The organism is Ruegeria sp. HKCCA4633 (assembly GCF_013034605.1).
Lineage (GTDB): Bacteria > Pseudomonadota > Alphaproteobacteria > Rhodobacterales > Rhodobacteraceae > Ruegeria.
In genome coordinates this window covers 898,617-921,679 of record NZ_WQGJ01000001.1, presented here as the reverse complement: position 1 = coordinate 921,679, position 23,063 = coordinate 898,617, and the positions used below count along the sequence as shown (strand labels likewise).

Sequence of the window (23,063 nt, the reverse complement as noted above, 5' to 3'; positions counted from 1 at the left end):
GTGTCGAAAGTGTTCAGCCACCCTCGCGCCGTTCGCGGATTTCGCGCTCACGCAGGGGTGTCTTGTCGATTGATCGGCCGATCTCGCGAACGCTCCAAGGGGAGGGTTTGCGTAGTTTCACCACGCCGTCTTTGTCGACAAACACCATCTGGAACCCGCGCGGGCGCAGTTGCGCCCTGATCGGGGATTTCGCTGACGGGTCGGTATCAGTCAAGACCACGACGTCCCGGTCACGCATGGCCTGTTCGCCATCCAATAGCATGTCGATCTGTTGTTGGAATCGCGGGTCGGCTGGCGTGTCTGCAAAGACAACGATAGGGCGGTTGACCCATAGAAAATCGCTGAGTTCGCTGTCGCCTGCCGGGCGAACAAAGCTGTCATCTGATGGTGCCGTGCCGTCCGCCGCCCAAGCGGCCAGCGGGATTAGTGCCGAGAAAACAAAGGCAAGCGTGCGAGTCATGTGGCCTCCTGTTCTTTCGAATATAGCCCCTGTCTCCGCGATTGCGACTGACGATTTACGCAGAACACTCAAAATTTTGCGCTTGCGCCCCGACGCAATTGTCAAGCGCATGACCTAAATGCGGACGTTTTGCGACGGCCGCCACCCGAATTGACGAGAGGAAATCGAAATGACCGACACGAAGGACTGGAAAGCGCTGGCCGAGAAAGAGCTGCGCGGACGTCCGTTGGACGATCTGACCAAGGAAACGCTGGAAGGCATCGCCGTCAAACCACTTTATACGCAAGAAGATACAGCAGATCTGCCGCATATGGGCTCGCTGCCGGGCTTTGGCCCGTTTACGCGCGGGGTGAAGGCGACGATGTATGCCGGTCGTCCGTGGACGATCCGCCAGTATGCGGGCTTTTCGACAGCCGAGGAGTCAAACGCCTTCTACCGCCGCAACCTGGCAGCAGGTCAGCAGGGTGTCTCAGTCGCTTTCGATCTGGCCACGCACCGTGGTTATGACAGTGATCACCCGCGTGTTGTAGGCGATGTGGGCAAGGCCGGTGTGGCCATCGACAGCGTGGAAGACATGAAGATCCTGTTCGATGGTATTCCGCTGGATAAGGTCTCGGTCTCGATGACCATGAACGGTGCGGTGGTTCCGATCCTGGCCAGTTTCATCGTTGCGGGGGAAGAGCAGGGCCATGACAAATCGGTGCTGTCCGGCACTATTCAGAACGACATTCTGAAAGAGTTCATGGTGCGCAACACCTATATCTATCCGCCCGAGCCGTCGATGCGGATCATTTCGGACATCATCGAATACACCTCGAACGAGATGCCGAAATTCAATTCAATTTCGATCTCGGGCTATCACATGCAAGAGGCCGGGGCGAACCTGGTGCAGGAATTGGCCTATACGTTGGCGGACGGACGCGAATACGTGCGCGCCGCGACCGAGGCCGGGATGGACGTGGACAAGTTTGCAGGCCGTCTGTCCTTCTTCTTTGCCATCGGCATGAACTTCTTCATGGAGATCGCCAAACTGCGCGCGGCGCGGACCCTATGGCATCGCGTGATGACCGAATTCGGTGCAAAATCCGAGCGGTCAAAGATGCTGCGTACCCATTGCCAGACCTCGGGCGTGTCGTTGCAGGAGCAAGATCCCTATAACAACGTGATCCGCACAGCCTATGAAGCGATGAGCGCGGTTTTGGGTGGCACCCAGTCGCTGCACACCAATGCGTTGGACGAGGCGATTGCACTGCCAACTGACTTCTCAGCGCGCATTGCTCGGAATACCCAGCTGGTGTTGCAGGAAGAGACCGGTGTGACTGATGTGGTCGATCCCTTGGCGGGCTCCTACTATGTCGAAAGCCTGACCAATGAACTGGTCGAAAAAGCCTGGGCCCTGATGGAAGAAGTCGAGGAAATGGGCGGCATGACCAAAGCCGTTGCCTCGGGCATGCCCAAGCTGCGCATTGAAGAAAGCGCCGCTCGTCGTCAGGCCATGATCGACCGGGGCGAAGAGGTGATCGTTGGCGTCAACAAATACCGCAAGGAACAGGAAGATCCGATCGACATTCTGGATGTCGACAACGTTGCGGTGCGCGAAGCACAGGTCGCGCGACTGGAACGTATCCGCGCAACCCGCGATGAGGCCGCGTGTCAGGCTGCGCTGGACGCGCTGACCAAGACCGCTCAAGAGGGTGGAAACTTGCTGGCCGCCGCGGTTGAGGCCGCCCGCGCCCGCGCATCCGTAGGAGAGATCAGCATGGCAATGGAAAAAGAGTTCGGTCGCCACCGCGCTGAAGTGAAAACCCTGGCCGGTGTGTATGGGGCGGCTTACGAAGGTGACGAGGGCTTTGCCGCGATCCAGAAGTCCATTGAAGAGTTTGCCGAAGCTGAAGGGCGACGCCCCCGTTTGCTGGTGGTCAAGATGGGGCAGGATGGTCACGACCGGGGTGCCAAGGTCATTGCGACCGCATTTGCGGACATTGGGTTTGACGTCGACGTTGGGCCTTTGTTCCAGACACCTGCCGAGGCCGCGCAGGACGCGGTGGACAATGACGTGCATGTGGTCGGGATTTCCTCGCAAGCCGCCGGGCACAAGACGCTGGCCCCGCAGTTGGTCGAAGAGCTCAAGAAAGCCGGGGCAGAGGATATTATCGTCATCTGCGGTGGCGTGATTCCGCAGCAGGATTACCAGTTCCTCTACGATCACGGCGTAAAAGCGATCTTTGGGCCGGGCACCAATGTTCCCGAAGCCGCGCAGGACATCCTGCGTCTGATCAACGAAGCGCGGGGCTAAACAGTGGCCAAGATTTTTCGTCGAAAAATCTTGTGATCTCGCGCCGATGGCGGAAACATTCGACCAGACCTGATTGGGTCTGGTCGAATTGTTTTTAGGAGGGGCGCATGTTGCTCGATCATCTGGCCGTTGCAGGCGAAACGCTGGAAGAAGCATCCGCACATGTCGAACAGGCTTTGGGCGTTGCGTTGCAGGCGGGCGGCAAGCACGAGAAGTTTGGTACCTATAATCGACTGCTGGGGCTCAAGGATGGTCTGTATCTTGAGGCGATTTCCATCGATCCTGACGCCCCCCAACCAGAACGAACCCGCTGGTTCGATCTAGACCGGTTTACGGGCAAACCCCGCTTGAGCAACTGGATTTGTCGCGTGCCAGACATCGAAGCCTCGCTGTCGGTGTTTCCCGATGGTATCGGGACACCGATTGATCTGACTCGTGGTGCCCTGCGTTGGCGTATGGCCGTGCCGCCGACCGGCCGACTTCCGTTTGACAACCTTTTTCCCGCGTTGATCCAGTGGCAGGGCGATCTGCACCCGGCGCAGATGTTGCAAGACAGCGGTTGCCGCCTGCGCAGGCTGGTCGTGTTCCACCCGGATGCGCTGACACTGGCCAAACATCTTGGCGCGTTGGACTGGGTGGTGTTCGACACTGGGCCAGCTGCCTTGCGGGCCGAGGTTGATACCCCGCACGGTCTGCGCGTGTTGGAATGAAGGTTCGCCCCGCACAGCCAGCAGATGCGCTTGCGATTGCCGAGATCGCCAATCAGATCATTCGCGAGACGCTGGTCACGTTCACCACCGATACTCGCAGCGCTGAGAGTATCGCCGAAGATATCCACGCCCGAGGTCCCGGGTTTCTGGTTGCAGAAATTGAAGGCCGCGTGGTCGGGTTTGCGACCTTTGGACCTTTCCGCTCGGGCCCGGGTTATGCGCATAGTTGCGAACACTCCATCCAATTGGCGCCTGAAGCGCGCGGCCAAGGCGTGGGCCGCGCCCTGATGGTCGCACTGGAGAAAGCTGCGCGAGCCAAGGGGGTCCACGTCTTGGTTGCTGGTATCTCATCCGCAAACCCGTCTGCTGTTGCATTCCACGCAGCGTTGGGGTTCGAACAGGTCGGGGTTATGCCTCAAATCGGTTACAAATGGGGGCAGTGGCTGGATCTTGTGCTGATGCAGAAAATTCTTTCCCCGGATTGATCTATCGCACCTGACAGTCCCGAATTGTGGCGCTAGGGTACGCCCATGTCGATTTGGACTCGCATATCAGACGCTCTTAGCGCACTTGCACAGGGCGAAAGCCTGACCGCTGTTTTTGAAAAGCTTCGCTCTCCGCCTGAACGCTCGGTGGCGTTTACGATTGCCGTCATTGCGCTGGGCGCAAAAATGGCTAAGGCAGACGGGCAGGTGACGCGGGACGAGGTCACAGCCTTCCGCGACGTGTTCCAGATTGCACGCGAGGATGAGGAGGGCGCGGCGCGGGTTTTCAACATGGCGCGCACGGATGTGGCCGGGTATCAGGATTATGCCCGCAAGATCGCCCGGATGTTTTCCGAAGACAGCACCACACTGTGCGACCTGATGGAAGGGCTGTTTCACATTGCGATGGCCGACGGGTTCTATCATCCCAATGAGAATGAGTTTTTAGAAGAGGTCAGCCGCATCTTTGGCCAAACAGATGCGCAGTTTTTGGCCTTGCGTGCGCGGTTTGTGCCGGACGCACCCAACGACCCATATGTGGTTCTGGGAGTATCCCGGGATATGCCCGTGGCCGAGATCCGCAAGGTCTGGCGTCAGCTGGTGCGCGAGACACACCCGGACGCCATGATGGCACGCGGGGTCCCCGAAGAAGCGATCCGGTTGGCTGAAAAGAAGATGATCGACATTAATCGCGCCTGGGACGAGATCAACGGCGCGGCGGCCTGAGGGGATGCGGTTGGCGACCTATAATATCGAATGGTTCGCCAATCTTTTCGACAAGAATGACGCCCTTATTGTCGATGACAGCTGGTCCGGCAGGCACGATGTCACCAAAGCGCAGCAAGTTGAGGCAATTGCCAAGGTTCTAACCGCGATGGATGCCGATGCAGTGCTGATTGTCGAGGCACCGAACACCGGCAAACGACAAAATACAGTGCGTGCTTTGCAAGGCTTTGCCGAGGCATTCGAACTGCGCACCGCCGATGCGGTGATGGGCTTTGCCAATGACACACATCAGGAATTGGCACTGCTGTTTGACAGAACTGTTCTGAGCGCACGTCACGATCCAAAAGGGGGCATTGAAGACGGGTCGGCTCCTCGGTTCGACGGTGAATTCAGAATTGATCTGGATGTTGACGCGACCGAAGACATTGTTGAGTTTTCCAAACCGCCAATGGAACTGGCGCTGACGACTAAGGCAGGCAATGAAGTCAGGCTTATTGGAGCACATCTGAAATCAAAGGCGCCGCATGGGGCAGAGTCCAGGGACGAAGCGATCCGAATCTCGATTGCCAATCGTCGCAAGCAGCTAGCGCAGGCAGTTTGGTTGGCCCGAAGGGTTGAGACGCATTTAGAACAGGACGAGTCTGTCATTTTGCTGGGGGATCTGAATGACGGGCCGGGGCTGGATGAATTTGAACACCTCTTTGGGCATTCATCTGTTGAGATTTTGCTGCAGTCCGGGCTGTATGATCCGCACGCGGTCAGGGCACATGAATTTCGGCCAGGTTCGATCCCGTCCACTGCGCGCTTTGCGCGCCCCGAAGAGGGCCGATTTCTGGAGGCGCTTCTGGATTACATCATGATTTCCCAAGATTTGCGTGCCTTTGATCCCGTCTGGCGTATTTGGCACCCATTTCGGGATACTGTTTGTTGGTCTGAACCCGAAATGCGGCAAGCGCTATTGATAGCTTCGGATCATTTTCCGGTCACTCTGGATATTGACCTGTGATCTTTGCAGCCTCTGCCCAAAGGTTTATATCAAGGCTATGAAACGGATTGTTCTGATCAGCATCGTGTTGGCATCATTTGCAATGCCAGCTTCGGCCCAAGAAGACACTGGAAAATCCCTGATGGAGCAGGGAGCCGAGTTATTTTTCGAAGGGCTGCGCAAGGAAATGGAACCGGCGCTGGATGACTTGCTTGGATTGGCGGATGAGTTCGGCCCAGCCATGCAGTCGTTCTTGCAAGAGATGGGCCCGGCGCTGGCGGAACTGGCAGCTCAGGTCAAGGATTGGAGCGCCTATGAGGCACCCGAGATCCTGCCCAATGGCGACATCATCATCCGCAAAAAGCCGGTTGAAGACCTGCCTGAACATGAAAACAAGGACGAAGAGAACCCCGAGGGCACAACTGATATCTGAGTTTGCCTCAGCCCTTGATGATCACCTGCGTTTCAGATTTCAGGGCGCTTGCCAGCGAGTTCAGGCGTGCCTCGGCCACTTCGCTGAACAAAGGTGCCGCAGCCTCGGGTAAATACAGTTCTAACTCGCGCTTTTTCGGATAGAATTTCAGGCGCCCCATATTGGCTTCGTTGTGCATCCAGAGCATTGCGCCAAATCGCATGGCTTTTCCCAGAATTTCGGCCTGCTTCTGGTCTTTCTCGTCTAGCAACTCATACAGGGGCGTAAACCGGTTGCCTTCGCGTTTGTTCTTGTAACGATGTTGCAGGGCCAACCCGATAAAGACACGCTCGGAATGTTTCAAACCCCCAAGATTGGCGCGAGTGACATTGTCAAAGCAAACCTCGGCCCGATAATCGGGATGAGCGCGCCAACTGACATCGTGCAGCAGGCACGCGGCCTGAATCAGGCGTACGCGGCTGGGCGGGGCAGATTTGAACAGCGGCATGACAAAGTCATACAAGTTGCGGCCAAAACCAGGCAGACGCGCATCCTTTGCTTCGGAAAAGCGGCTGGCTTCGATCAGGGGGTCGCGGTCCCGCAGTTCCTGCGGCATCTGTTCATACAGCAACCCTTCGCGGATGCCATAGCTCGAAATCGCGATATCCTTGGGTTTGAAGGTTCGGATCAGCCGGGCCAGAACATCCATTGCATAAGGAATCAGCGACATACGAGAGCTTGAGACCCCAGCCTCGCCACGCAGTTTTTCGTAGTCGCTTTTTTCTATGAACTTGATGGTATCGCGCACTTGTTTGGTGGTCATTCGGTATTCGTGCAGCACGTTCAGCGGATAGCCCCGCCGCAGCATGTCCAGTCGCGCAAAAGCTCGCCAACTGCCTCCGACCAGAAACAGGCGATCTCGCTGCGGACCCATCTGATCGCGCAACTCTTCCATTGTTGACTTGATATGCGCCTTTCGGGCTCGTCGCCCGCCTTTGATGTCGCGCAGCTTCAGAGGGCCTAGGGCAGAGGTCACGCGACGACCAACCTGACCATCGCCGATTTCGGCTAATTCCATGGACGAGCCGCCAATGTCGCAGATCAGGCCGTACGCACCGGGCCAGCCTAGCAACACGCCTTGTGCAGACAGACGTGCCTCTTCCGCGCCGTCGATTACGGCCACATGCAACCCGGTTTCTGCCTCGACCTGTGCGCAGAAATCCGGGCCGTCTTCGGCCTCACGCACCGCAGCCGTGGCCACCACATGCAGCCCGGGCAGATCCAGATCCATCGCCAGATGCTGGAATCGCCGCAGCGCCGCCAGTGCACGGTCACGCCCGCGTGGGTTTAACCGGCCCGTCTCGGACAGGCCCGCGCCCAGTTCGCACATCACCTTTTCGTTGTAAAAATAAGCCGGCGACCGGGCTGCGCCGTCGAAGATCACCATCCGAACCGAGTTCGACCCCACATCGACCACTCCGACCCGCGACAGGGCACGTGTGCCAGGGTCGTCGAACAAAGGTTTTCCGAAAGGTCCCCAGTCCGGGATGTCGGTTTCGACGGTCTGATCCATGTGTCTTCCAGATGGTGCAGTCAGAGGATGCGAAATTGGAGCTTGCGGGTCAATCACCCGTGTCGACCTCGTCCGGGCTTGTGTTCAAAATCCGAACGGCCAATGCGCGTGTGATGTCACGCTTTTCCGCTAATGCCAGATGGTCGAGTTGCGCAACAACGTTTGCAGCGGTTTCAAACCGTCGATCCATATGTTTCACGAGATAAGCGATGACTTCGGGGCCAGGATTCAACTGACGATCCACAAACAGTTTGGCCAGCACCGCGCCCAGAAGCGCGTCGTCAGGCGGGTCCAATGCGACGTGATGGGCCCCTTCAACGCGGCTTTGAAGATCCGCCAGGGGCAGTTCCCAAAATTTCGGTGCAAGCCTGCCGGTCATTAACAAGGCATGCCCTTCGGCCAGCACCAGATTGTGCAGGTGAAACAGTGTTTTCTGCTGTTCCAAATCCCCGGCGACCATGGGTACATCTTCGACGGCGATCGGTCCTCGCGCCAGATCAGGTACGTCGTCATAGCGCAGGTCTGCTGCCTGAACGATCCGACCGCCGGTTTCAGCGGCCCAGACATGCGCCAGATGAGTTTTGCCCGCGCTCGCCGGTCCGCTCAGTACCAGCTTGTTTCCGGGCCAAGACGTGGCCGAAATCATCGCAACCGCCAGAGCATTGGAAGGCGAGACAAAGAAATCCTCACGCCCAAGCGCAGTTTTGGCGGGCAGGTCAAAGCTGAGTTGTCGGGCCATTTACTCGGTTTCCTGATCCTGACTTTCAAGACCGGTGTAAAGTCTGCTGTCCAGATACAGCGAAGTTGCAAACCGCGCCAGCACGCCAAGCGCTGCTGCGACGGGGACTGCGATCAGCATACCGACAAAGCCAAACAATGCGCCAAAGACCGAAAGCGCCAGCAGCAGCCAGACCGGGTGTAACCCTACAGAGTTGCCGACCAATTTGGGTGTCAGGAAATTCCCTTCGGTGACCTGGCCAATGGCAAATATGCCCGCTATCAAACCGATATGTGCCCAATCGCCCCAGAACTGAAACAGCGCGAGCCCAATGGCCAGCGTTCCACCAATCAAGGCGCCCAGATAAGGAATGAACGTGACCAACCCCGCAATAAAGCCTACGATCAGGCCGAATTGCAGACCCGCGAGCATCAGAGCGACCGCGTAATATGTGCCAAGGATAAGGCAAACGGTACCCATCCCGCGCACGAAAGAGGCCAAAACGGCGTCAATCTCGACCGCCAGCCGCTTGATGGTTGGGGCGTGGTCGCGTGGCAAAAGCTCTCCGATGCGAGCGATCATGCGGTCCCAGTCCAACAGCATATAGACCGCGACAACCGGTACGATGACCAGCAGAACCACAATGTTGATTGCGGACCCCAGAGAGGTCAGCACCGTCTGCAGAACATCCCCTGTCTTGGACTTCAAAGTATCGCCAAAAGATACCAACATCTGGTGCGTGCTTGATTCCCGATCCAAAAGGGACGGAAACTGTCTTTCGATAAAGCCGCGCAACTCTTTGAACAGGGCCGGCAAGACATCAACCAGGTCCAATAGCTGTGTGATCAAGGCGGGTACGACCATCAGGATTGCCAACACGAACCCCAATACGCCCACAACCGTGATGATAGCTGTGGCCGCCATGCGCGAAAGGCCAAGCCGCTCAAGCCTATCCGCGACAGGATCAAGGAAGTAGGCAATGGCCCCGCCGATCACAAACGGCAGCAGGACGTCTCCCAAGGCCCAGAGGATCAACGCAAAAACCGCAGCGGCGAAGCCCCAGTATCTTAGTTGATCCTTAACCGGCAATGCCATCGCGATCCCCTTTTGGCAGGTCATTGACGGTGTTCTTGGCGTATCAAGCCCCGTGATGCAAGCGCTTCATGTGGCCTGAAATTGCGGCGGTTAGTCCTGTAGCGTCCCCAGTTCCGGCGTGTCCTCGTCTGCGGCTTCATCAGGCCAATTGGTACGCCAGATTTCTGCAGACCAATGTCCGCAATGGACAGCAGGTCGGTCGAAACCAGGTAGCGTGGGCAGCAACGGCTGGACAATAACATCGTGGCGGGGGACGGCGAAGTAAGGGAAAGAGTATCGCTCTTTGCCTGACCGGTTTACCACCCGATGTGGTGTGGATTTCAATCGCCCGCCTGACCATAGCTCTAGCATATCGCCAATGTTGACCACAAAGCCGCCGGGTGGGCAATCCGGTGTGATCCATCCACCGTCACGCGTTTGAACCTCAAGTCCACCCACCGGATCAGGGGCGATGATGGTCAGTGCGTCCGTGTCTTTGTGCGGATGGATGCCATAGCCCGTTTCATCGTCTGCCTGCGGCGGGTAGTGCAGAAGGGTCATGTTGGTCATAGGGTTCTGAAACGCACTGCGCAGAGCGTCGGGCTTCAAACCCAGACCGTTTTCTAATGCGCCGAGCAACAGATCGGTAACGCGATCCAGTTGGGCCCAATAGTCCAGAATGGTCGCCTTGGCGCTTGGCACCTCATCCGGCCAGAGGTTTGGTCCGTACAGAGCACAATCCGCACGTATCGGCGCGTCTTCTGCAACCTCGTGGTGCAGCTTGTACCCTTCATATTTGTCGGCCTTGCCCGAGCCATCGTTGGGAGTGAAGAACCCCATGGGAATATAGCCGCGATAGTTTTCGCGGGTGATGGCCTGATCCCATTTGCGCGACTCATCGATGGCAAAGATGTCTCGGGTCGTTCGTCTGACTTGATCAACGGTTTCCCGAGTCACGCCTGTCCCGGTGATGGACAGGAACCCGATCCCGGTACAAGCCTCAAGGATGTGTTGCACCGTTGCTTCGTATGCATCGGTTTTCGGTTCGGTCAGAGGCGAGATGTCGATTGTTGGATGCTGTCCATCAGTGAATCCTGACCCCTTGGCGTTCCAGTTCCGTATGGACAGGTGCCAAATTCAACTGGTCCAGGTCCTGATTGCTTTTGAGTGAAAGTGCGGCCGCAATGCCTGCACCCTGACCCATGACGGCGCAACAGGCCATGTTGCGCGTGGCGGCATGAGCCACTCGGTCCGCGCCATGCGACCGGCCCGCGACCAGCAGGCCCTTGACCCCTTTGGGCAACATCGAGCGATAGGGAACCTGCATGTACCGCCCCGTGGTGGGCAGGATCAAAATGCCATAGCCGTCTATGAATTCGGGATAAATGCCAATGGTATCTTCAAACCGACCCTGATGGCGGGCGTCGTTTTCTGTCATGTTGTACAGGGCATCGATCTTGCGGGTGTCGCGGATGCCAATAGTCATTCCGAAGTTCCGAAGCCGCGCGTTTTCGCATCCGGGCATGAACCTTCGTAGGGCATCGATGGCTAACATCGACTGTCGGCGGCCTTCGATCTCACCGCGTGTCAGGCTGTCAGGGTCGGTCCCGTCGATCTCGGCCAGATGGATGAGGTTCATATACGTCAGCTCACCCGTGTCATGCATTGCGCCCCAGGTGCCCGCGATGGTGTTGAGATGCGGGGGGATCAGACCTTGATCAATCGCCTGCTGGAACGGTTTGTGAACAAAGGGCGAGAACATGTCGTCCTCTTTGCCGCTGGTCTCAATATTCCACTCACCGCCGCCGCCCCAGTCCTTATAGGTTTGCGGGTCGGCTTTCACGCCCTCCATGAAGGCGCGCTTGTCGACACCGGCCAGATGGAACATGACCGAGGCGGCCATCATGTCTTCGCGTGGGGTCTTGTGGGTCGGTGCGCCTGCGCGGTGCGCCACATCTGCGTCGCCGGTGGCGTCGATTACCACTTTGGCCAGGATCGCCTCGCGCCCCGCCTTGGATTCGGTGATGATGCCGGTGATCCGGTCGCCATCCATGATGGGGGCGACGAACTGGCGATGAAGCATTGGGTGCACGCCTGCCTCTTCGACCAGCTTGTCGGCCACCAGTTTGAACCCTTCGCTGTCCAGTTCATAACTGAGCGACTGGCTTTCAGGCACCGCCGCGCCCATGTCCTTGGCGCGGGTTTCGAATTCCATCCCGATTCCGCCAGCCTCAATGGTTTGCTCATGGCGATACCATGCGAAACCCTCGACACCCACAGCAGTGATGTTGCCGCCCATGCAACCAAAGCGGTCGACCAGAGATACTTCGGCCCCGGCCCGCGCCGCCGCCAGTGCTGCGGCCAGCCCTGCGGGACCAGAGCCAACAACCAACACGTCGGTCTGATGGATGACAGGGATTTGGCGGGCGGGTTCCTGAATTGTTTGCATCGGCGCCTCGTGGAATTAGCAGTTCCGTTACAATTGAAATTCTCAATTGGCGGGTCAATCAAAAAACCGACTGACGCGAAGTCGCAAAAACGCCAATGTCCGATTGCCCCCGGCGGGGCTTTGGAATAATCACCTGTGCAGTCGATTTCTTACCTTTGAAGGTCCACCTATGCGCCTGAGCCGTTACTTTCTGCCCGTTCTCAAGGAAAACCCGTCTGAGGCTCAGATTGTCAGCCACCGGCTGATGCTACGTGCCGGGATGATCAAGCAGGCTGCGGCCGGGATTTATTCGTGGTTGCCGATGGGTTTCAAAGTGCTGCGCAAGCTGGAAAACATCGTGCACGAAGAACAGGCGCGCGCGGGCCATATCGCGATACAGATGCCGGTTTTGCAATCGGCCGATCTGTGGCGCGAATCCGGTCGCTATGACGATTACGGTCAGGAAATGCTGCGGATGAAGGACCGGCATGACCGGGACATGTTGTTTACGCCCACGGCGGAAGAACTGGTGACAGATATTTTCCGCGGTCACGTAAGCAGCTACAAAGATCTGCCGCTGACGCTGTATCAAATCCAGTGGAAGTTCCGCGATGAAATCCGCCCGCGTTTTGGCGTGATGCGGGGCCGCGAGTTCTATATGAAAGACGGCTACAATTTTGACCTGACCAAGGAAGATGCGCTGCACGCATATAACCGCCATCTGGTCAGCTATCTGCGCACTTACGAACGCATGGGTCTGCAGGCGATCCCGATGCGCGCCGATTCAGGCCCCATTGGTGGCGATGACACACACGAATTCCTTGTGCTGGCTGATACCGGTGAATCCGAGGTCTTCTATGACAGTGCCGTCACCGACCTGACATTCGGAGACCGCGAGATCGACTATGACAGCCGTGAACAGTGCCAGGCCATACTGGAAGAGTTCACTTCGAAATACGCGCGTACCGACGAAACGCATGACGCGGCGCTGTTCAACCAGATCCCCGAGGAGCGCCGTCGCGTTGCACGTGGTATTGAGGTCGGGCAGATTTTCTATTTCGGCACCAAATACTCCGAACCTCTAGGCGCGACCGTACAGGGCCCTGATGGCAAACCGGTTCCGGTACACATGGGCAGCCACGGTATCGGCGTCAGCCGCTTGGTAGGTGCGATCATCGAAGCAAGCCATGACGATAAGGGCATCATTTGGCCCGAGGGAGTAACGCCGTTCCACTGCGGTATCGTGAATCTGAAACAGGGTGATGAACGAGCAGATGCGGCCTGTGACAAGATATATTCGGCGCTGACCGCTTTGGGTCTGGAGCCGTTGTATGATGATCGAAAAGAACGGGCTGGGGGCAAGTTTGCAACCATGGACCTTATCGGTCTGCCTTGGCGCATCACCGTGGGTCCACGTGGTCTGAAGAATGGTGTGGTTGAACTGACTTGCCGCCGCACTGGTGAAAGCGAAGAGCTAAGCCCCGAAGCGGCTGTCACCAAAGTTGCAGAAATCTATCAGCAGATCGCCTGATCGCGATCATCGGATGCTGCGCTGACAGTCACGGCGAGTACATCAGATCTGGCCGCTAACTGAGGCCAAAGCAAAGCGACCGGCCCGGGCCTTAATTTTGGTCTGGTGTCGGACGCTCTGCCAGAACGTCGCCATCGGCGTCGTCGCCTCGAGCGACCACAATGGGACGACCCAGACGGCTGACCAGTTCACGAAACTCGAGGCCCAGAAACCGTAGCCCACAAACGCGTGCGTCGGTTGTTCGATCCGTGATGCACAAACGGCCCTGGCGAAACACCAGTCGATATCCTTTTTCTTTTAGGATGTCTGCCAAATTGCTCCAGCTTGCCGCGCTGACAAAGATCGGCCGAATGGCCGCGCGCAGCAGTGCTGCTGTTTCACAATCCAGTTCTGTTGATGCCCTGCGAGTCGGAATTGAGCCCGCGCCATTGGTAGAAATTTGAAAATTCATTGAGCGACCCCCGCTCGTTAAATGCGTTCCCCCGTAGTTAGGGTGACAAAGTTTCCAAAAATAATCAAAATGAGTAATAAAATTTCACCATCATTGTTGCCTTTTCGATTCACAGACTCACGAAGCGCGATGATTAACTTCATAACTGAAACAATCCGGTCGTGTCTGTGAAGGTCTTCACAACTCATGGTATAACGCTACGTTTCGAAGTCATCCATTTTGCGGCGACTTATCTGTGGTGACCCGAATCAATGCGGCTCATTCGGGCCGAGGTATGGGGTCTTTGCGACTACCGGCTTGACCATCGGGAGAAATGCCGAAACTGTCGCCGCAAACAAGAAACACCCCGGAGCAGGCATGGCCAAGACACCCCCGCCCTTTGCCCCTTTTGAATGGAAGATCGCCTGGCGTTACCTTCGGGCCCGCAGGGCTGAAGGTGGTGTAAGTGTGATGACGTGGATTTCTCTGATCGGTATCACGCTTGCAGTGTTCGCACTGATTGCGACGTTGGCGGTTCGGTCGGGCTTCCGTGCGGAATTTGTGGGCACAATTCTGGGTGCCAACGCACATGTGACAGTCTATTCGTCCGGGGAAATTGATGATCAGGGTCAGGTCGACCGAACGATAGCCGATTACGAAGATCGCGCAGCCCGGATCGCGCAGGTCGCCGGAGTTGAACGGGCTGCGCCTTTGGTAAAAGGGCAGGTGTTGATCACCAATCGCGACCGCAGCAGTGGGGTTGAGGTGTTTGGCATCCGACCCGACGATCTGTTCGATTTGCCGGGTATCGCCCAGGCAGAGCAGGCCGCAGGCGATCTGACAGAGTTTCAAACAGGTGAAGATGTCATCGCCATTGGATCCGGTGTTGCGCGCAGTATCGGAGTCACCGTGGGGGATGTCGTCAAGCTGACCTCGCCAAATGGGGTCAAGACCGCCTTTGGCACTTCACCGCGTGTAAACGCGTATCGCGTTGTCTATGTGTTTTCAGCTGGTCGCTACGACATCGACCGCACCCGCGTGTATATGCCGTTTTCGCAAGCTCAGAGTTTCTTCAACCGTGAAGGTGTTGCGGATGAGATCGAAGTGATGGTGCAGCAGCCGGAAAGTCTGGGTCCAATTCTGATTTCGATCATTGAGGCCTCGGGCGAACGCAGTCAGATATGGACATGGCAGGATGCGTCCGGCGGCTTTCTTCGCGCGCTGGAAGTTGAAGACAACGTGATGTTCATCATCCTTTCGATTCTGGTTCTGATTGCCGCGATGAATATCGTTTCGGGCCTGATCATGCTGGTTAAAAACAAGGGTCGAGACATCGGCATCCTGCGGACCATCGGTCTGAGCGAAGGGTCCGTTCTGCGGGTCTTTTTCATCTGCGGTGCATTCACCGGCCTGATAGGAACGGCGATGGGTGTTATTCTGGGATGCCTATTCGCAATCTACATCGATCCGATCTTTTCTTTTGTGAATTACGTGATGGGCGGTGGTGTCTGGGACCCGTCGATCCGCGGCATTTACGCTTTACCGGCCGAGTTGCACCTGAGTGACGTGCTCAAGGCCATCGGCCTGTCGCTTGGCCTGTCTTTCATCGTCACCTTTTTCCCAGCCCGTCGTGCGGCACGGCTGAACCCGGTCGAGGCGTTGCGTTATGAGTGATGTCACATTGCGTCTGAGCGGGCTGACCAAAACCTACCTAAAGGGCACACCGGGCGAGGTGCAGGTACTACGTGGGGTCGATCTGGACTTACGCGCGGGGGAGGCCGTTGCGATGGTTGCTCCGTCAGGTGCGGGCAAATCAACGCTTCTTCACATCGCGGGCCTGTTGGATAGGCCCGATGAAGGCTCGGTCGAGATTGCCGGTCAGAGCGTGACCGGCAAGGGTGATCGTACCAGAACTGCACTACGTCGGCGGGACGTCGGGTTCGTGTATCAGTTTCACCACCTTCTGCCCGAATTCACAGCTTTGGAAAACGTCACCCTGCCACAACTGGCGAATGGCGTTTCTGAAAAAGCTGCGCAGGCACGGGCTATGGACCTTCTGGATCGGGTTGGCGTCGCCCCACGTGCCAGCCACCGCCCTGCGGCGTTGTCGGGCGGGGAACAACAGCGTGTGGCCTTTTGCCGGGCGCTGGCCAACGCACCGCGTGTTTTGTTGGCGGATGAGCCGACCGGCAATCTGGACCCGGAAACCTCGGATCAGGTTTTTGACGCGCTGATGGCACTGGTGCGCGACGAAGGGCTTTCGGCCTTGATTGCGACCCACAACCTGGATCTGGCGGCTCGTATGGACCGAATGGTCAAGCTTGAGGGCGGGGTGCTCAGGCCAGTTGCGTGATTGCAACGCCTATGGCCATTACGGCGATTCCGCCGGCTCGTATCCATGTCAGTGGCGTGATCTGAGCGCCAAATAGGCCGAAATGGTCAATCGCCGCTGTGCTGATCAATTGCCCCAGCAATACAAAGAAAACCGCGTTACCGACACCGAAGTGCGGGGCCACGTGGGTGATCGACAGAACATAGAACGAGATCAGAACACCGGCCAGCAACAAGTGTTTCGGGGTCGCAGCCACCTTGGAAAGCGCTTCGAGACCCGGAAATAGAAGCATCACTAAGGCCGACGCGATAAAGGCGATCGCAAACAGGATCACGGCGGCGGTGGTTGGGGAGCCAATCAGCTTGCCTAGGGCCGCGTTCAACGCCGCAAGAATAGGGACGCCGATCCCGGCTGCCAGCATAATCGCTGCGTATTGTGTCATGGCCCGTGCCCTCCGCCTGCGTTGATCTGGATCATTGCGCCAAGACATCCGCCGGGCAACCCTTCAATTGTCAATCTTGACAGGAGGATAGGATGTTCAAGGCAACCCTTGGTGCGCTGGTATTGTCGGTTTCAGTCGTATCGTCTCAGGCCGCTTTGGCGCAGGACGCCAAGATCGGACAAGAACTTTACATGCACTATTGTGCAACCTGTCATGGGATTGATGCGACCGGGCAGGGGCCTATGGCCAGTGTGTTGGTCGTGCAGCCGACTGATTTGACCGATTTATCCGGCCAGGATGGTCTTTTCCCAACCGCCCGCGTAGTTGGCCGGATCGATGGACGGGACCCTTTGGTCAGCCACGGCAGCCCGATGCCGGTGTATGGCCCGTATTTTGATGGGCAGGACACATCGATGAAAACGCCGCAGGGACAGCCGATCCTGACAAGCCAGCCTATTGTGGATCTGGTGGCCTATCTGGAAACGCTTCAGGACTGACTGCAAATCCCGTCTACTTCGGCTTCGCTCCACGGCAAAAGAACCGCTCGTTCACGCCCTTTTTCCGGCAACGGAGACAGGTCGAAATGTGCGCCCAACATAGTGTGGAGCCTTGCTGTGCGTTCGGCCTGAGGGTCCAGCGCACGGCAGCAAACGTATTCTTCGACGATCGCGCCCTGCTGTTCGAAGCCGTAGGACAAAAAGTCAGGCGAGGTGTCCAGATCGAACAGATACGGATCCCGCCGCCCGCCATGCTCCGCCGCGGCCCGTAAAGGGTGATAGCCGGTGGTTGCGCGATTTTGCCATTGCCAGACATGGGTCAGTTCATGGGCCAGCAGCATCGCGGCAATCAGGTTCATCTGATCGGGGAAGTCGGTCATATAATCTTCCAGATACCAGTCGCGCGCAAAGTAGACCTTGTTGAAAAGGGCGACGGCAGCTGGTTTGCCTGTCACAAGCCCAGCTTCGACCGGCGGCAGAATAAGCTCGCGGCAAGCCTGACGTGGGCGTTCCTCTCGGAAATACGTCACCGGGGCGACCGGAGCCCCTTCGACCAGACGCACACTATCCAGGTTCAGTGTTTCTCCTTGGATGCTTTCTGCAAACACGCGCTCTGGCTCTGTCAGCGGACGACCGCAGGACGATAGAAACAAGAAAGAAACTAGAAATACGCGCAGAACCATACGTAGAATCCTAGTCTGCCGCGCCGGTTCCGCAAACCGTTTTCACAGGCTCATGGCCAGCACCCGGCTGATTTCGGTCAAGGACCGCCCGGATTGGTCCATCCATGTATTAAAAGCTTTCTGGACGGCCAACATCGCTTTCTTGGACGTGGCAGGTTTGTCGATCACGCCTTCGGCGATCAGCCGGGCGGTAACGTCCTGGGACAGAATAAAACTGTCACGTCCTATGAAACGCATCGCGTATTGCGCAGACGCACCGCCCAGTCGCGACCCGCGCTTGGCCAGCAGTGCCAGCAAGTTGATGTAATCTGCCGAGGGCCAGCCCCCCAGTACTTTGCCCGCACCGCCTTCTTCGCGCAGTTCCATCAGAAACGCGGCATTGTCACGAACGGCTGCGATCTTGGTGCCGTTGCGAACGATTCGTTTGTCTTGCAGCAACGCATCGAATTTTTCGTCATCCATAAACGCGCATCGACCCACGTCGAACCCGTCAAATGCCACCTCGAAACCATCCCATTTGTTCTCGATGACCTTCCAGTTGAACCCGGCCTGAAAAACACATTTGGTTAACATGGCAAGCCAACGATCTTCGGGTATTGCTGCCAGTTCCTCAGGGCTTTTGGGTTTGTGCAGCATGGCTTGCAATGCATCCGGCCCGCCGTGCCGTGATGCTGAGATGTCGAAGATTTCGTCAAAGGTGCGCATTTGTTCAATCTCAAGGTTATGCTGAAAATGTTTATCGTTTGTTCCGGTTTTGCAATGGGGAATCAGTTCTTGCGCGTTGAATCGGTGGATAACGGGCTTTGACCTTGACGATGAAAAAACGGGCTTTTGCAAAGTATTTCTCGACAAACGGTCGAAATTTGGTTTTGATTGACTCGTCAGTCAATGTCCCGTGTGAAAAACAGGGGCATGGGACAGGTCGGGTTGAGCGCCGCAAGTGCGCTTAAGTGGAGCGAAAAAGAAAGAGTAGGGCGAAAGACTTTGCTTTTCACAATCGCCACACTTTCCTTTTCCGACAAAGTTTGTGCATGTTGCGACATGATGGTGTCGTCAAACAAGAGACCCGGCAGGAAGGTCATAACCGGGTTCAGGAAAACAATTAAGACTGGGAGAAAGTCCATGAAGAAACTGAGTGTAAGCCTAATGGCTCTGAGTGTTGCAGGTGCGGCGCAGGCGGCGGACATGGGCGCTGTGGATGAACCGATCAAACTGGCGATCAATGAATGGACCGGTCAGCACGTGACCACACATGTGGCGGGTGAGATGCTCAAGGCAGCTGGGTACAACGTCGAATATGTGACAGCGGGTATGATGAACCAGTTCCAGGCGCTGGCCGATGGCGACATCGACGCGACACTGGAAATCTGGTCGTCCAACGTGTCAGACGAATACGCCAAGAAGATCGACGAAGGCACCGTGGTTGAAATCGGTGATTTGGGCTTGGATGCCAAAGAGGGCATTGCGTACCCGGCACACGTGGCGGATCTGTGCCCGGGCCTGCCCGCGTGGGAGGCACTGAAGGATTGTGCGCAGGTTTTCGCAACCGCTGAAACTCTGCCCGGTGGCCGTCTTGTCGACTATCCGGCCGATTGGGGCACACCCGGCGCAGACCGCATGACCGGCCTGGAACTGCCGTTCAAAGCAGTTCCGGCGGGGTCCGAGGGTGCCCTGATCGCCGAACTGCGCGCCTCGACCGAGCGTAAATCACCGCTGCTGATCACCTTCTGGCAGCCGCATTGGGCGATGTCGGCCTACGACGTTCAGTTCGTCGACCTGCCTGCGGGAGAAGAGGCGTGCTTTAATGATCCGGCATGGGGCCCGAACCCCAATGCAGTGAATGACTGCGATTTCTCGCCGTCTCGCATCTTCAAGGCCAGCTGGAGCGGTATGGAAGACAAGTGGCCCGCCGCTTATGAAATCCTGTCAAACTATCAACTGGCGGTCGAAGACCAGCAACCGATGATGGGTGCGATCGACGTTGATGGCGGTCAGGTCGAAGAAGTTGTTGCTGCGTGGATGGCCGAAAACGAAGGCAAGTGGCGTCCGGTTGTTGACTCAGCGACGCAGTGAGCACGTAAGTGACTGACGCGACTATGCCAGCCATTGCCTGCCAGAACCTCTGGCAGGTCTTTGGCCCCGGCGCTGAAAAGGCCCTGACCGACGCGCTGTCTCGGTCAGGGAATGACGCTGATAAGGCCGCCTCCGATCTGCGGGAAAACGGATTCATCCCGGCGGTGCAGGATGCCAATTTCGAGGTCAAAGAAGGCGAACTGTTCGTCATCATGGGCCTGTCAGGCTCGGGTAAATCCACGTTGATCCGTTGTATCTCGCAACTGTTGCCCGGCACGGGAGGCGAGATTCGGGTCGACGGCGCAAATGTCATCGGAGCCTCAAAGAAGGCCTTGACCGAGTTGCGCCGCAAAAAGCTGGGTATGGTGTTCCAGCACTTTGGCCTGTTCCCGCACATGACCGTTGCCGAAAACGTCGCTTATCCGCTGCGCGTGCAAGGCGTGAGCAAAAAGGAACGTCTGGCAAGGGCGCAAGAAGTTATCTCACTCGTCGGTCTGGAAGGGCGCGAAGACAGCTTTCCTCGCCAGCTTTCAGGTGGTCAGCGTCAGCGAGTAGGCATCGCGCGGTCCTTGGCCGTGAACCCCGATATCTGGTTTCTGGACGAGCCATTTTCGGCCCTCGACCCGTTGATCCGTCGCCAGTTGCAGGACGAATTTCTGCGCATTCAGGCGACATTGAAGAAGTCTATCGTCTTCATCACCCACGATATTCAAGAGGCGCTGAAACTCGCTGACCGCATCGCGATCATGCGCGACGGCAAGATCGTTCAGATCGGTACCCCAACTGATATCGTGCTGCGACCGGTTGATGATTATGTGCGCGAGTTTTCCAAGGACGTGGCCAAGGGTCAGCACGCCAAGGTCGCTTCGGTCATGCGGAGCGAGGCGGAATGTGGTCCGGACGATCCCGGCCTGACCACTTCGATGACGCTGGATGCCGCCCTTGCGCATTGCATGGAACTGTACGAGCCCGTGCCGGTGCGGGATGCCAGCGGCAATGTCGTCGGCACGGTTCATCCCTCGGATCTGGCCTCCGCATTGCAGGTGGACGAAGCATGACCGCTGTCACTGATCTTCCGACGCAACACAGCGCGTACCTGACGGCGGGTGCGAAGGCTGCTTTGATCACGGTCATCGTCGGTGCGGTTTGCCTTGCGTTTGAGGGCATCGCCCCGTGGCTGGCCAAATGGCCTGCCGCATGGGAACTGCCTGCAACCCAATGGGTTGGGGCATTTCTTGACTGGTTTCTCAACCTGATCAAACCGGCGATGCGGCTGTTCTCGGACATGATGACCTATCCAATGAACTGGGCGAATTTCGTGTTAGGCAATACGCCATGGCCCATTCTGATCGGGATTGTGACCGCGCTGGGCTGGTATCTGGGCGGAATGCCCATGGCCGCGTTGGGTTTTCTGGGGCTCAGTTTTGTACTGGCGTCCGGCTATTGGGCTGAGAGCATGAATACGCTGGCCCTTGTTGCCGTGTCGGTCCCGGTGGCACTTATTTTGGGGGGTGGTATCGGCATCCTTGCCAATGAAGTGCCGAAGGTTAAAACCTTTGTTCAAGCCGTTCTGGATGTGATGCAGACGGTGCCGACCTTTGCGTATCTGACACCGCTTTTGCTGCTGTTCGGCTTTGGGCCTGTTGTTGGCCTGATCGCCTCGGCCATCTACGCTGCGCCGCCTATGGCGCGCAATGTGATGCTGGGGTTGGAGCGGGTCGAGCCCGAGATCAAAGAAGCCGCCATCATGTCTGGTGGCACTCGGTTCCAGCAATTGTTTCAGGTCGAAATCCCTGCTGCCACAACGCAGATCATGGTCGGTGTGAACCAATGTCTGATGGCCGCCTTGTCGATGGTCATCATTGCCGCCGTTATCGGAGGTTTCAACGATATCGGCTGGGAGGTTCTGCTGACCATGCGCAAGGCGCAGTTCGGTGAATCGCTGATGGCTGGTCTGGTCATCGTGGTCTTTGCCGTGGTGATCGACCGGATGAGCGGCACGCTGGCAACCGAGCGCAAGCGCTATGACAGCCGCGTTGTCTGGGCCATGCTGGGCTTTGCTATTATCTTCACGGCCGCCTTCTGGGCGTGGCTGCCGAACCCGTCCGAACTGACCCTTCTGGACCCCATGGCCGAAGCCGTAGACAGCGGCCTGACGGCGTTTACGCAAAACAATGGCCCCTGGCTGGATGCGCTGAAGAACAATTCGCTGTTCTATGTGCTGCTGCCTTTGCGGATCGGGCTGGATCAGGCAGTTCTGCCTTTCACCTGGGGCTTTCAGTGGACAGCGGGCATGAGCTACGGCCTGTTCACCGTTGGTGCTGTGATTACGCTGCTGATGGCATGGCGTGGGCGGCTGACGGGTGGCTTGATTGTTTTGATCCTGATCGGAATGCTGGAAACCGGCATCGCGAACCTGCCATGGCCTTTTGTCTTGACCGGAGCGGCTGCTCTGGGCTGGGTTGCGGGCGGTTGGCGTCTTGCCGCGCTATGCGTGGGTCTGCTGTGCACCATTCTTGTTTCAGGTCTTTGGGAAAGGGCGCTTCTGTCGCTCTACCTCAGTGGTGCAGCAGTGTTTTCCTGCGCAGTTGTCGGCGGTCTGATCGGCCTTGCCAGCGCGGTATGGGAGCCTGTGTGGAAAGTGGTCCGCCCGATCTGCGATATGCTGCAGACGATTCCATTGTTTGTGTTCCTGATCCCCGTGCTGATGGTGTTCCAGATCGGTGAGTTCTCGGCCTTTCTCGCAATCTGTGCCTACGCCATCGTCCCCATGATCCGCTATACGCGGCATGGGCTGGTCAACACGCCAGAAGAAATGATGGAGGCCGCTGTCTCCAGCGGTGCGACCGAGTGGCAGATCATGCGGGATGTACGTGCACCTTATGCTGCACCGACCATACTGCTGGGGCTGAACCAAACCATCCTTTATGCCTTTGCGATGCTGGTCATCGCGGCGTTGATCGGGACCACCGGCTTGGGTCAGTCGATCTATCTGGCGCTGGGTCAGGCGGATGTCGGGCTGGGAATTTCGGCCGGGGCCGCGATGGCGATTCTGGCACTGATCGCAGACCGCATCGTGCAGGGCTTTGCCGAAGAACGCCGCGCGGCACTTGGCTTGTAACACAGGGCAGGGGCGGCATGTCTGCCCCTGCGCAAAACTTGATTTCGGACAAGGAAGTCGCCGCCATCCTGATCTAGACCGATCCCA

At 57.4% G+C, this 23,063-nt stretch carries 24 protein-coding genes; 13 read left to right on the top strand and 11 right to left on the bottom strand.

Annotation, left to right across the window (positions count from 1 at the left end; translation table 11 throughout):
* Nucleotides 1-13: 13 nt before the first annotated feature.
* Nucleotides 14-460 carry a DUF4174 domain-containing protein gene (locus GOV85_RS04585; protein WP_171175430.1) on the bottom strand — a complete coding sequence of 149 codons (447 nt, stop codon included), beginning with the start codon at nucleotides 458-460 and terminating at the stop codon, nucleotides 14-16.
* A gap of 169 nt (nucleotides 461-629) precedes the next feature.
* On the opposite strand from GOV85_RS04585, the gene scpA reads away from it, so the two are divergent.
* From scpA to GOV85_RS04555, 6 genes are all read left to right on the top strand, one after another.
* Nucleotides 630-2,756, top strand: coding sequence for a methylmalonyl-CoA mutase (gene scpA / locus GOV85_RS04580; RefSeq protein ID WP_171175428.1), 2,127 nt, complete (start codon nucleotides 630-632; stop codon nucleotides 2,754-2,756).
* 107 nt (nucleotides 2,757-2,863) lie between these two features.
* On the top strand, nucleotides 2,864-3,466 hold the full coding sequence (locus GOV85_RS04575; RefSeq protein WP_171175426.1) for a VOC family protein: 603 nt from the start codon (nucleotides 2,864-2,866) through the stop codon (nucleotides 3,464-3,466).
* A complete protein-coding gene (locus tag GOV85_RS04570) occupies nucleotides 3,463-3,951 on the top strand; it encodes a GNAT family N-acetyltransferase (RefSeq protein ID WP_171175424.1) in 489 nt (162 codons plus the stop codon). The genes GOV85_RS04575 and GOV85_RS04570 overlap by 4 nt, the downstream gene beginning before the upstream one ends.
* 45 nt (nucleotides 3,952-3,996) lie before the next feature.
* Nucleotides 3,997-4,677 (top strand): molecular chaperone DjiA, encoded by a 681-nt coding sequence (locus GOV85_RS04565; protein ID WP_171175422.1) that lies wholly within the window; start codon nucleotides 3,997-3,999, stop codon nucleotides 4,675-4,677.
* A 4-nt stretch (nucleotides 4,678-4,681) separates the two neighbouring features.
* Nucleotides 4,682-5,683, top strand: a complete 1,002-nt coding sequence (locus GOV85_RS04560) for an endonuclease/exonuclease/phosphatase family protein (protein WP_171175420.1) — start codon at nucleotides 4,682-4,684, stop codon at nucleotides 5,681-5,683.
* Between the two features lie 37 nt (nucleotides 5,684-5,720).
* A complete protein-coding gene (locus tag GOV85_RS04555; protein ID WP_171175418.1) occupies nucleotides 5,721-6,095 on the top strand; it encodes a hypothetical protein in 375 nt (124 codons plus the stop codon).
* A 7-nt stretch (nucleotides 6,096-6,102) separates the two neighbouring features.
* Here the strand turns inward: GOV85_RS04555 and GOV85_RS04550 are convergent, their stop codons facing one another.
* The 5 genes from GOV85_RS04550 to GOV85_RS04530 all read right to left on the bottom strand — a co-directional run bounded on the left by GOV85_RS04550 (nucleotide 6,103) and on the right by GOV85_RS04530 (nucleotide 11,888).
* Nucleotides 6,103-7,647: a Ppx/GppA family phosphatase gene (locus GOV85_RS04550; RefSeq protein ID WP_171175416.1), complete on the bottom strand. Its 1,545-nt coding sequence runs from the start codon at nucleotides 7,645-7,647 to the stop codon at nucleotides 6,103-6,105.
* A 49-nt stretch (nucleotides 7,648-7,696) separates the two neighbouring features.
* Nucleotides 7,697-8,386 carry a DnaA ATPase domain-containing protein gene (locus GOV85_RS04545; RefSeq protein WP_171175414.1) on the bottom strand — a complete coding sequence of 230 codons (690 nt, stop codon included), beginning with the start codon at nucleotides 8,384-8,386 and terminating at the stop codon, nucleotides 7,697-7,699.
* Nucleotides 8,387-9,460 carry an AI-2E family transporter gene (locus tag GOV85_RS04540; protein WP_171176236.1) on the bottom strand — a complete coding sequence of 358 codons (1,074 nt, stop codon included), beginning with the start codon at nucleotides 9,458-9,460 and terminating at the stop codon, nucleotides 8,387-8,389.
* Between the two features lie 90 nt (nucleotides 9,461-9,550).
* Nucleotides 9,551-10,501: an isopenicillin N synthase family dioxygenase gene (locus tag GOV85_RS04535; protein ID WP_371813576.1), complete on the bottom strand. Its 951-nt coding sequence runs from the start codon at nucleotides 10,499-10,501 to the stop codon at nucleotides 9,551-9,553.
* Between the two features lie 22 nt (nucleotides 10,502-10,523).
* Nucleotides 10,524-11,888 (bottom strand): FAD-dependent oxidoreductase, encoded by a 1,365-nt coding sequence (locus tag GOV85_RS04530; RefSeq protein ID WP_171175412.1) that lies wholly within the window; start codon nucleotides 11,886-11,888, stop codon nucleotides 10,524-10,526.
* 169 nt (nucleotides 11,889-12,057) lie between these two features.
* Between GOV85_RS04530 and proS the strand changes: the two genes are divergently transcribed.
* On the top strand, nucleotides 12,058-13,398 hold the full coding sequence (gene proS / locus GOV85_RS04525; protein ID WP_171175410.1) for a proline--tRNA ligase: 1,341 nt from the start codon (nucleotides 12,058-12,060) through the stop codon (nucleotides 13,396-13,398).
* Between the two features lie 91 nt (nucleotides 13,399-13,489).
* Here the strand turns inward: proS and GOV85_RS04520 are convergent, their stop codons facing one another.
* The gene (locus tag GOV85_RS04520) at nucleotides 13,490-13,849 is read right to left on the bottom strand and encodes a hypothetical protein (RefSeq protein ID WP_171175409.1); all 360 of its coding nucleotides are present in this window, start codon (nucleotides 13,847-13,849) and stop codon (nucleotides 13,490-13,492) included.
* Nucleotides 13,850-14,206: 357 nt separating this feature from the next.
* On the opposite strand from GOV85_RS04520, the gene GOV85_RS04515 reads away from it, so the two are divergent.
* Complete coding sequence (locus GOV85_RS04515; protein WP_171175407.1) at nucleotides 14,207-15,502, top strand: lipoprotein-releasing ABC transporter permease subunit; 1,296 nt, start codon at nucleotides 14,207-14,209, stop codon at nucleotides 15,500-15,502.
* Nucleotides 15,495-16,181 carry an ABC transporter ATP-binding protein gene (locus tag GOV85_RS04510; protein WP_171175405.1) on the top strand — a complete coding sequence of 229 codons (687 nt, stop codon included), beginning with the start codon at nucleotides 15,495-15,497 and terminating at the stop codon, nucleotides 16,179-16,181. Before GOV85_RS04515 ends, GOV85_RS04510 begins: the two co-directional genes overlap by 8 nt.
* Here the strand turns inward: GOV85_RS04510 and GOV85_RS04505 are convergent.
* Complete coding sequence (locus GOV85_RS04505; protein WP_171175403.1) at nucleotides 16,165-16,602, bottom strand: DMT family transporter; 438 nt, start codon at nucleotides 16,600-16,602, stop codon at nucleotides 16,165-16,167. The genes GOV85_RS04510 and GOV85_RS04505 overlap by 17 nt on opposite strands.
* 92 nt (nucleotides 16,603-16,694) lie before the next feature.
* On the opposite strand from GOV85_RS04505, the gene GOV85_RS04500 reads away from it, so the two are divergent.
* Nucleotides 16,695-17,099, top strand: coding sequence for a cytochrome c (locus tag GOV85_RS04500; protein WP_171175401.1), 405 nt, complete (start codon nucleotides 16,695-16,697; stop codon nucleotides 17,097-17,099).
* Here the strand turns inward: GOV85_RS04500 and GOV85_RS04495 are convergent.
* The 3 genes from GOV85_RS04495 to GOV85_RS04485 all read right to left on the bottom strand — a co-directional run bounded on the left by GOV85_RS04495 (nucleotide 17,090) and on the right by GOV85_RS04485 (nucleotide 18,906).
* On the bottom strand, nucleotides 17,090-17,782 hold the full coding sequence (locus GOV85_RS04495; protein ID WP_171175399.1) for a hypothetical protein: 693 nt from the start codon (nucleotides 17,780-17,782) through the stop codon (nucleotides 17,090-17,092). The two genes, GOV85_RS04500 and GOV85_RS04495, sit on opposite strands and share 10 nt — an antisense overlap.
* Nucleotides 17,783-17,824: 42 nt before the next feature.
* Nucleotides 17,825-18,487, bottom strand: a complete 663-nt coding sequence (locus tag GOV85_RS04490) for a DNA-3-methyladenine glycosylase I (RefSeq protein WP_171175397.1) — start codon at nucleotides 18,485-18,487, stop codon at nucleotides 17,825-17,827.
* Nucleotides 18,488-18,663: 176 nt separating this feature from the next.
* Entirely contained in the window at nucleotides 18,664-18,906 is a 243-nt protein-coding gene (locus GOV85_RS04485) for a hypothetical protein (RefSeq protein ID WP_171175395.1), read from the bottom strand.
* Here GOV85_RS04485 and GOV85_RS04480 point away from each other — a divergent pair.
* From GOV85_RS04480 to GOV85_RS04470, 3 genes are read left to right on the top strand one after another with little or no spacing between them, the layout of a single operon-like run.
* Entirely contained in the window at nucleotides 18,905-19,855 is a 951-nt protein-coding gene (locus tag GOV85_RS04480) for an ABC transporter substrate-binding protein (RefSeq protein WP_171175393.1), read from the top strand. The genes GOV85_RS04485 and GOV85_RS04480 overlap by 2 nt on opposite strands.
* An 8-nt stretch (nucleotides 19,856-19,863) precedes the next feature.
* Nucleotides 19,864-20,913 carry a glycine betaine/L-proline ABC transporter ATP-binding protein gene (locus GOV85_RS04475; protein ID WP_171175391.1) on the top strand — a complete coding sequence of 350 codons (1,050 nt, stop codon included), beginning with the start codon at nucleotides 19,864-19,866 and terminating at the stop codon, nucleotides 20,911-20,913.
* Nucleotides 20,910-22,976 carry a proline/glycine betaine ABC transporter permease gene (locus GOV85_RS04470; RefSeq protein WP_171175390.1) on the top strand — a complete coding sequence of 689 codons (2,067 nt, stop codon included), beginning with the start codon at nucleotides 20,910-20,912 and terminating at the stop codon, nucleotides 22,974-22,976. The genes GOV85_RS04475 and GOV85_RS04470 overlap by 4 nt, the downstream gene beginning before the upstream one ends.
* Nucleotides 22,977-23,063 lie beyond the last annotated feature (87 nt).

Coding starts and splice junctions, on each gene's coding strand:
- GOV85_RS04510 (WP_171175405.1), top strand. CDS start 15,495: ATGAGTGATGTCACATTGCGTCTGAGCGGGCTGACCAAAACCTACCTA.
- GOV85_RS04560 (WP_171175420.1), top strand. CDS start 4,682: ATGCGGTTGGCGACCTATAATATCGAATGGTTCGCCAATCTTTTCGAC.
- GOV85_RS04490 (WP_171175397.1), bottom strand. CDS start 18,487: ATGCGCACCTTTGACGAAATCTTCGACATCTCAGCATCACGGCACGGC.
- GOV85_RS04565 (WP_171175422.1), top strand. CDS start 3,997: ATGTCGATTTGGACTCGCATATCAGACGCTCTTAGCGCACTTGCACAG.
- GOV85_RS04545 (WP_171175414.1), bottom strand. CDS start 8,386: ATGGCCCGACAACTCAGCTTTGACCTGCCCGCCAAAACTGCGCTTGGG.
- GOV85_RS04575 (WP_171175426.1), top strand. CDS start 2,864: ATGTTGCTCGATCATCTGGCCGTTGCAGGCGAAACGCTGGAAGAAGCA.
- GOV85_RS04540 (WP_171176236.1), bottom strand. CDS start 9,460: ATGGCATTGCCGGTTAAGGATCAACTAAGATACTGGGGCTTCGCCGCT.
- GOV85_RS04500 (WP_171175401.1), top strand. CDS start 16,695: ATGTTCAAGGCAACCCTTGGTGCGCTGGTATTGTCGGTTTCAGTCGTA.
- GOV85_RS04585 (WP_171175430.1), bottom strand. CDS start 460: ATGACTCGCACGCTTGCCTTTGTTTTCTCGGCACTAATCCCGCTGGCC.
- GOV85_RS04505 (WP_171175403.1), bottom strand. CDS start 16,602: ATGACACAATACGCAGCGATTATGCTGGCAGCCGGGATCGGCGTCCCT.
- GOV85_RS04550 (WP_171175416.1), bottom strand. CDS start 7,647: ATGGATCAGACCGTCGAAACCGACATCCCGGACTGGGGACCTTTCGGA.
- GOV85_RS04555 (WP_171175418.1), top strand. CDS start 5,721: ATGAAACGGATTGTTCTGATCAGCATCGTGTTGGCATCATTTGCAATG.
- GOV85_RS04570 (WP_171175424.1), top strand. CDS start 3,463: ATGAAGGTTCGCCCCGCACAGCCAGCAGATGCGCTTGCGATTGCCGAG.
- GOV85_RS04485 (WP_171175395.1), bottom strand. CDS start 18,906: ATGGACTTTCTCCCAGTCTTAATTGTTTTCCTGAACCCGGTTATGACC.
- GOV85_RS04520 (WP_171175409.1), bottom strand. CDS start 13,849: ATGAATTTTCAAATTTCTACCAATGGCGCGGGCTCAATTCCGACTCGC.
- GOV85_RS04515 (WP_171175407.1), top strand. CDS start 14,207: ATGGCCAAGACACCCCCGCCCTTTGCCCCTTTTGAATGGAAGATCGCC.
- proS (WP_171175410.1), top strand. CDS start 12,058: ATGCGCCTGAGCCGTTACTTTCTGCCCGTTCTCAAGGAAAACCCGTCT.
- GOV85_RS04495 (WP_171175399.1), bottom strand. CDS start 17,782: ATGGTTCTGCGCGTATTTCTAGTTTCTTTCTTGTTTCTATCGTCCTGC.
- GOV85_RS04480 (WP_171175393.1), top strand. CDS start 18,905: ATGAAGAAACTGAGTGTAAGCCTAATGGCTCTGAGTGTTGCAGGTGCG.
- GOV85_RS04530 (WP_171175412.1), bottom strand. CDS start 11,888: ATGCAAACAATTCAGGAACCCGCCCGCCAAATCCCTGTCATCCATCAG.
- GOV85_RS04470 (WP_171175390.1), top strand. CDS start 20,910: ATGACCGCTGTCACTGATCTTCCGACGCAACACAGCGCGTACCTGACG.
- scpA (WP_171175428.1), top strand. CDS start 630: ATGACCGACACGAAGGACTGGAAAGCGCTGGCCGAGAAAGAGCTGCGC.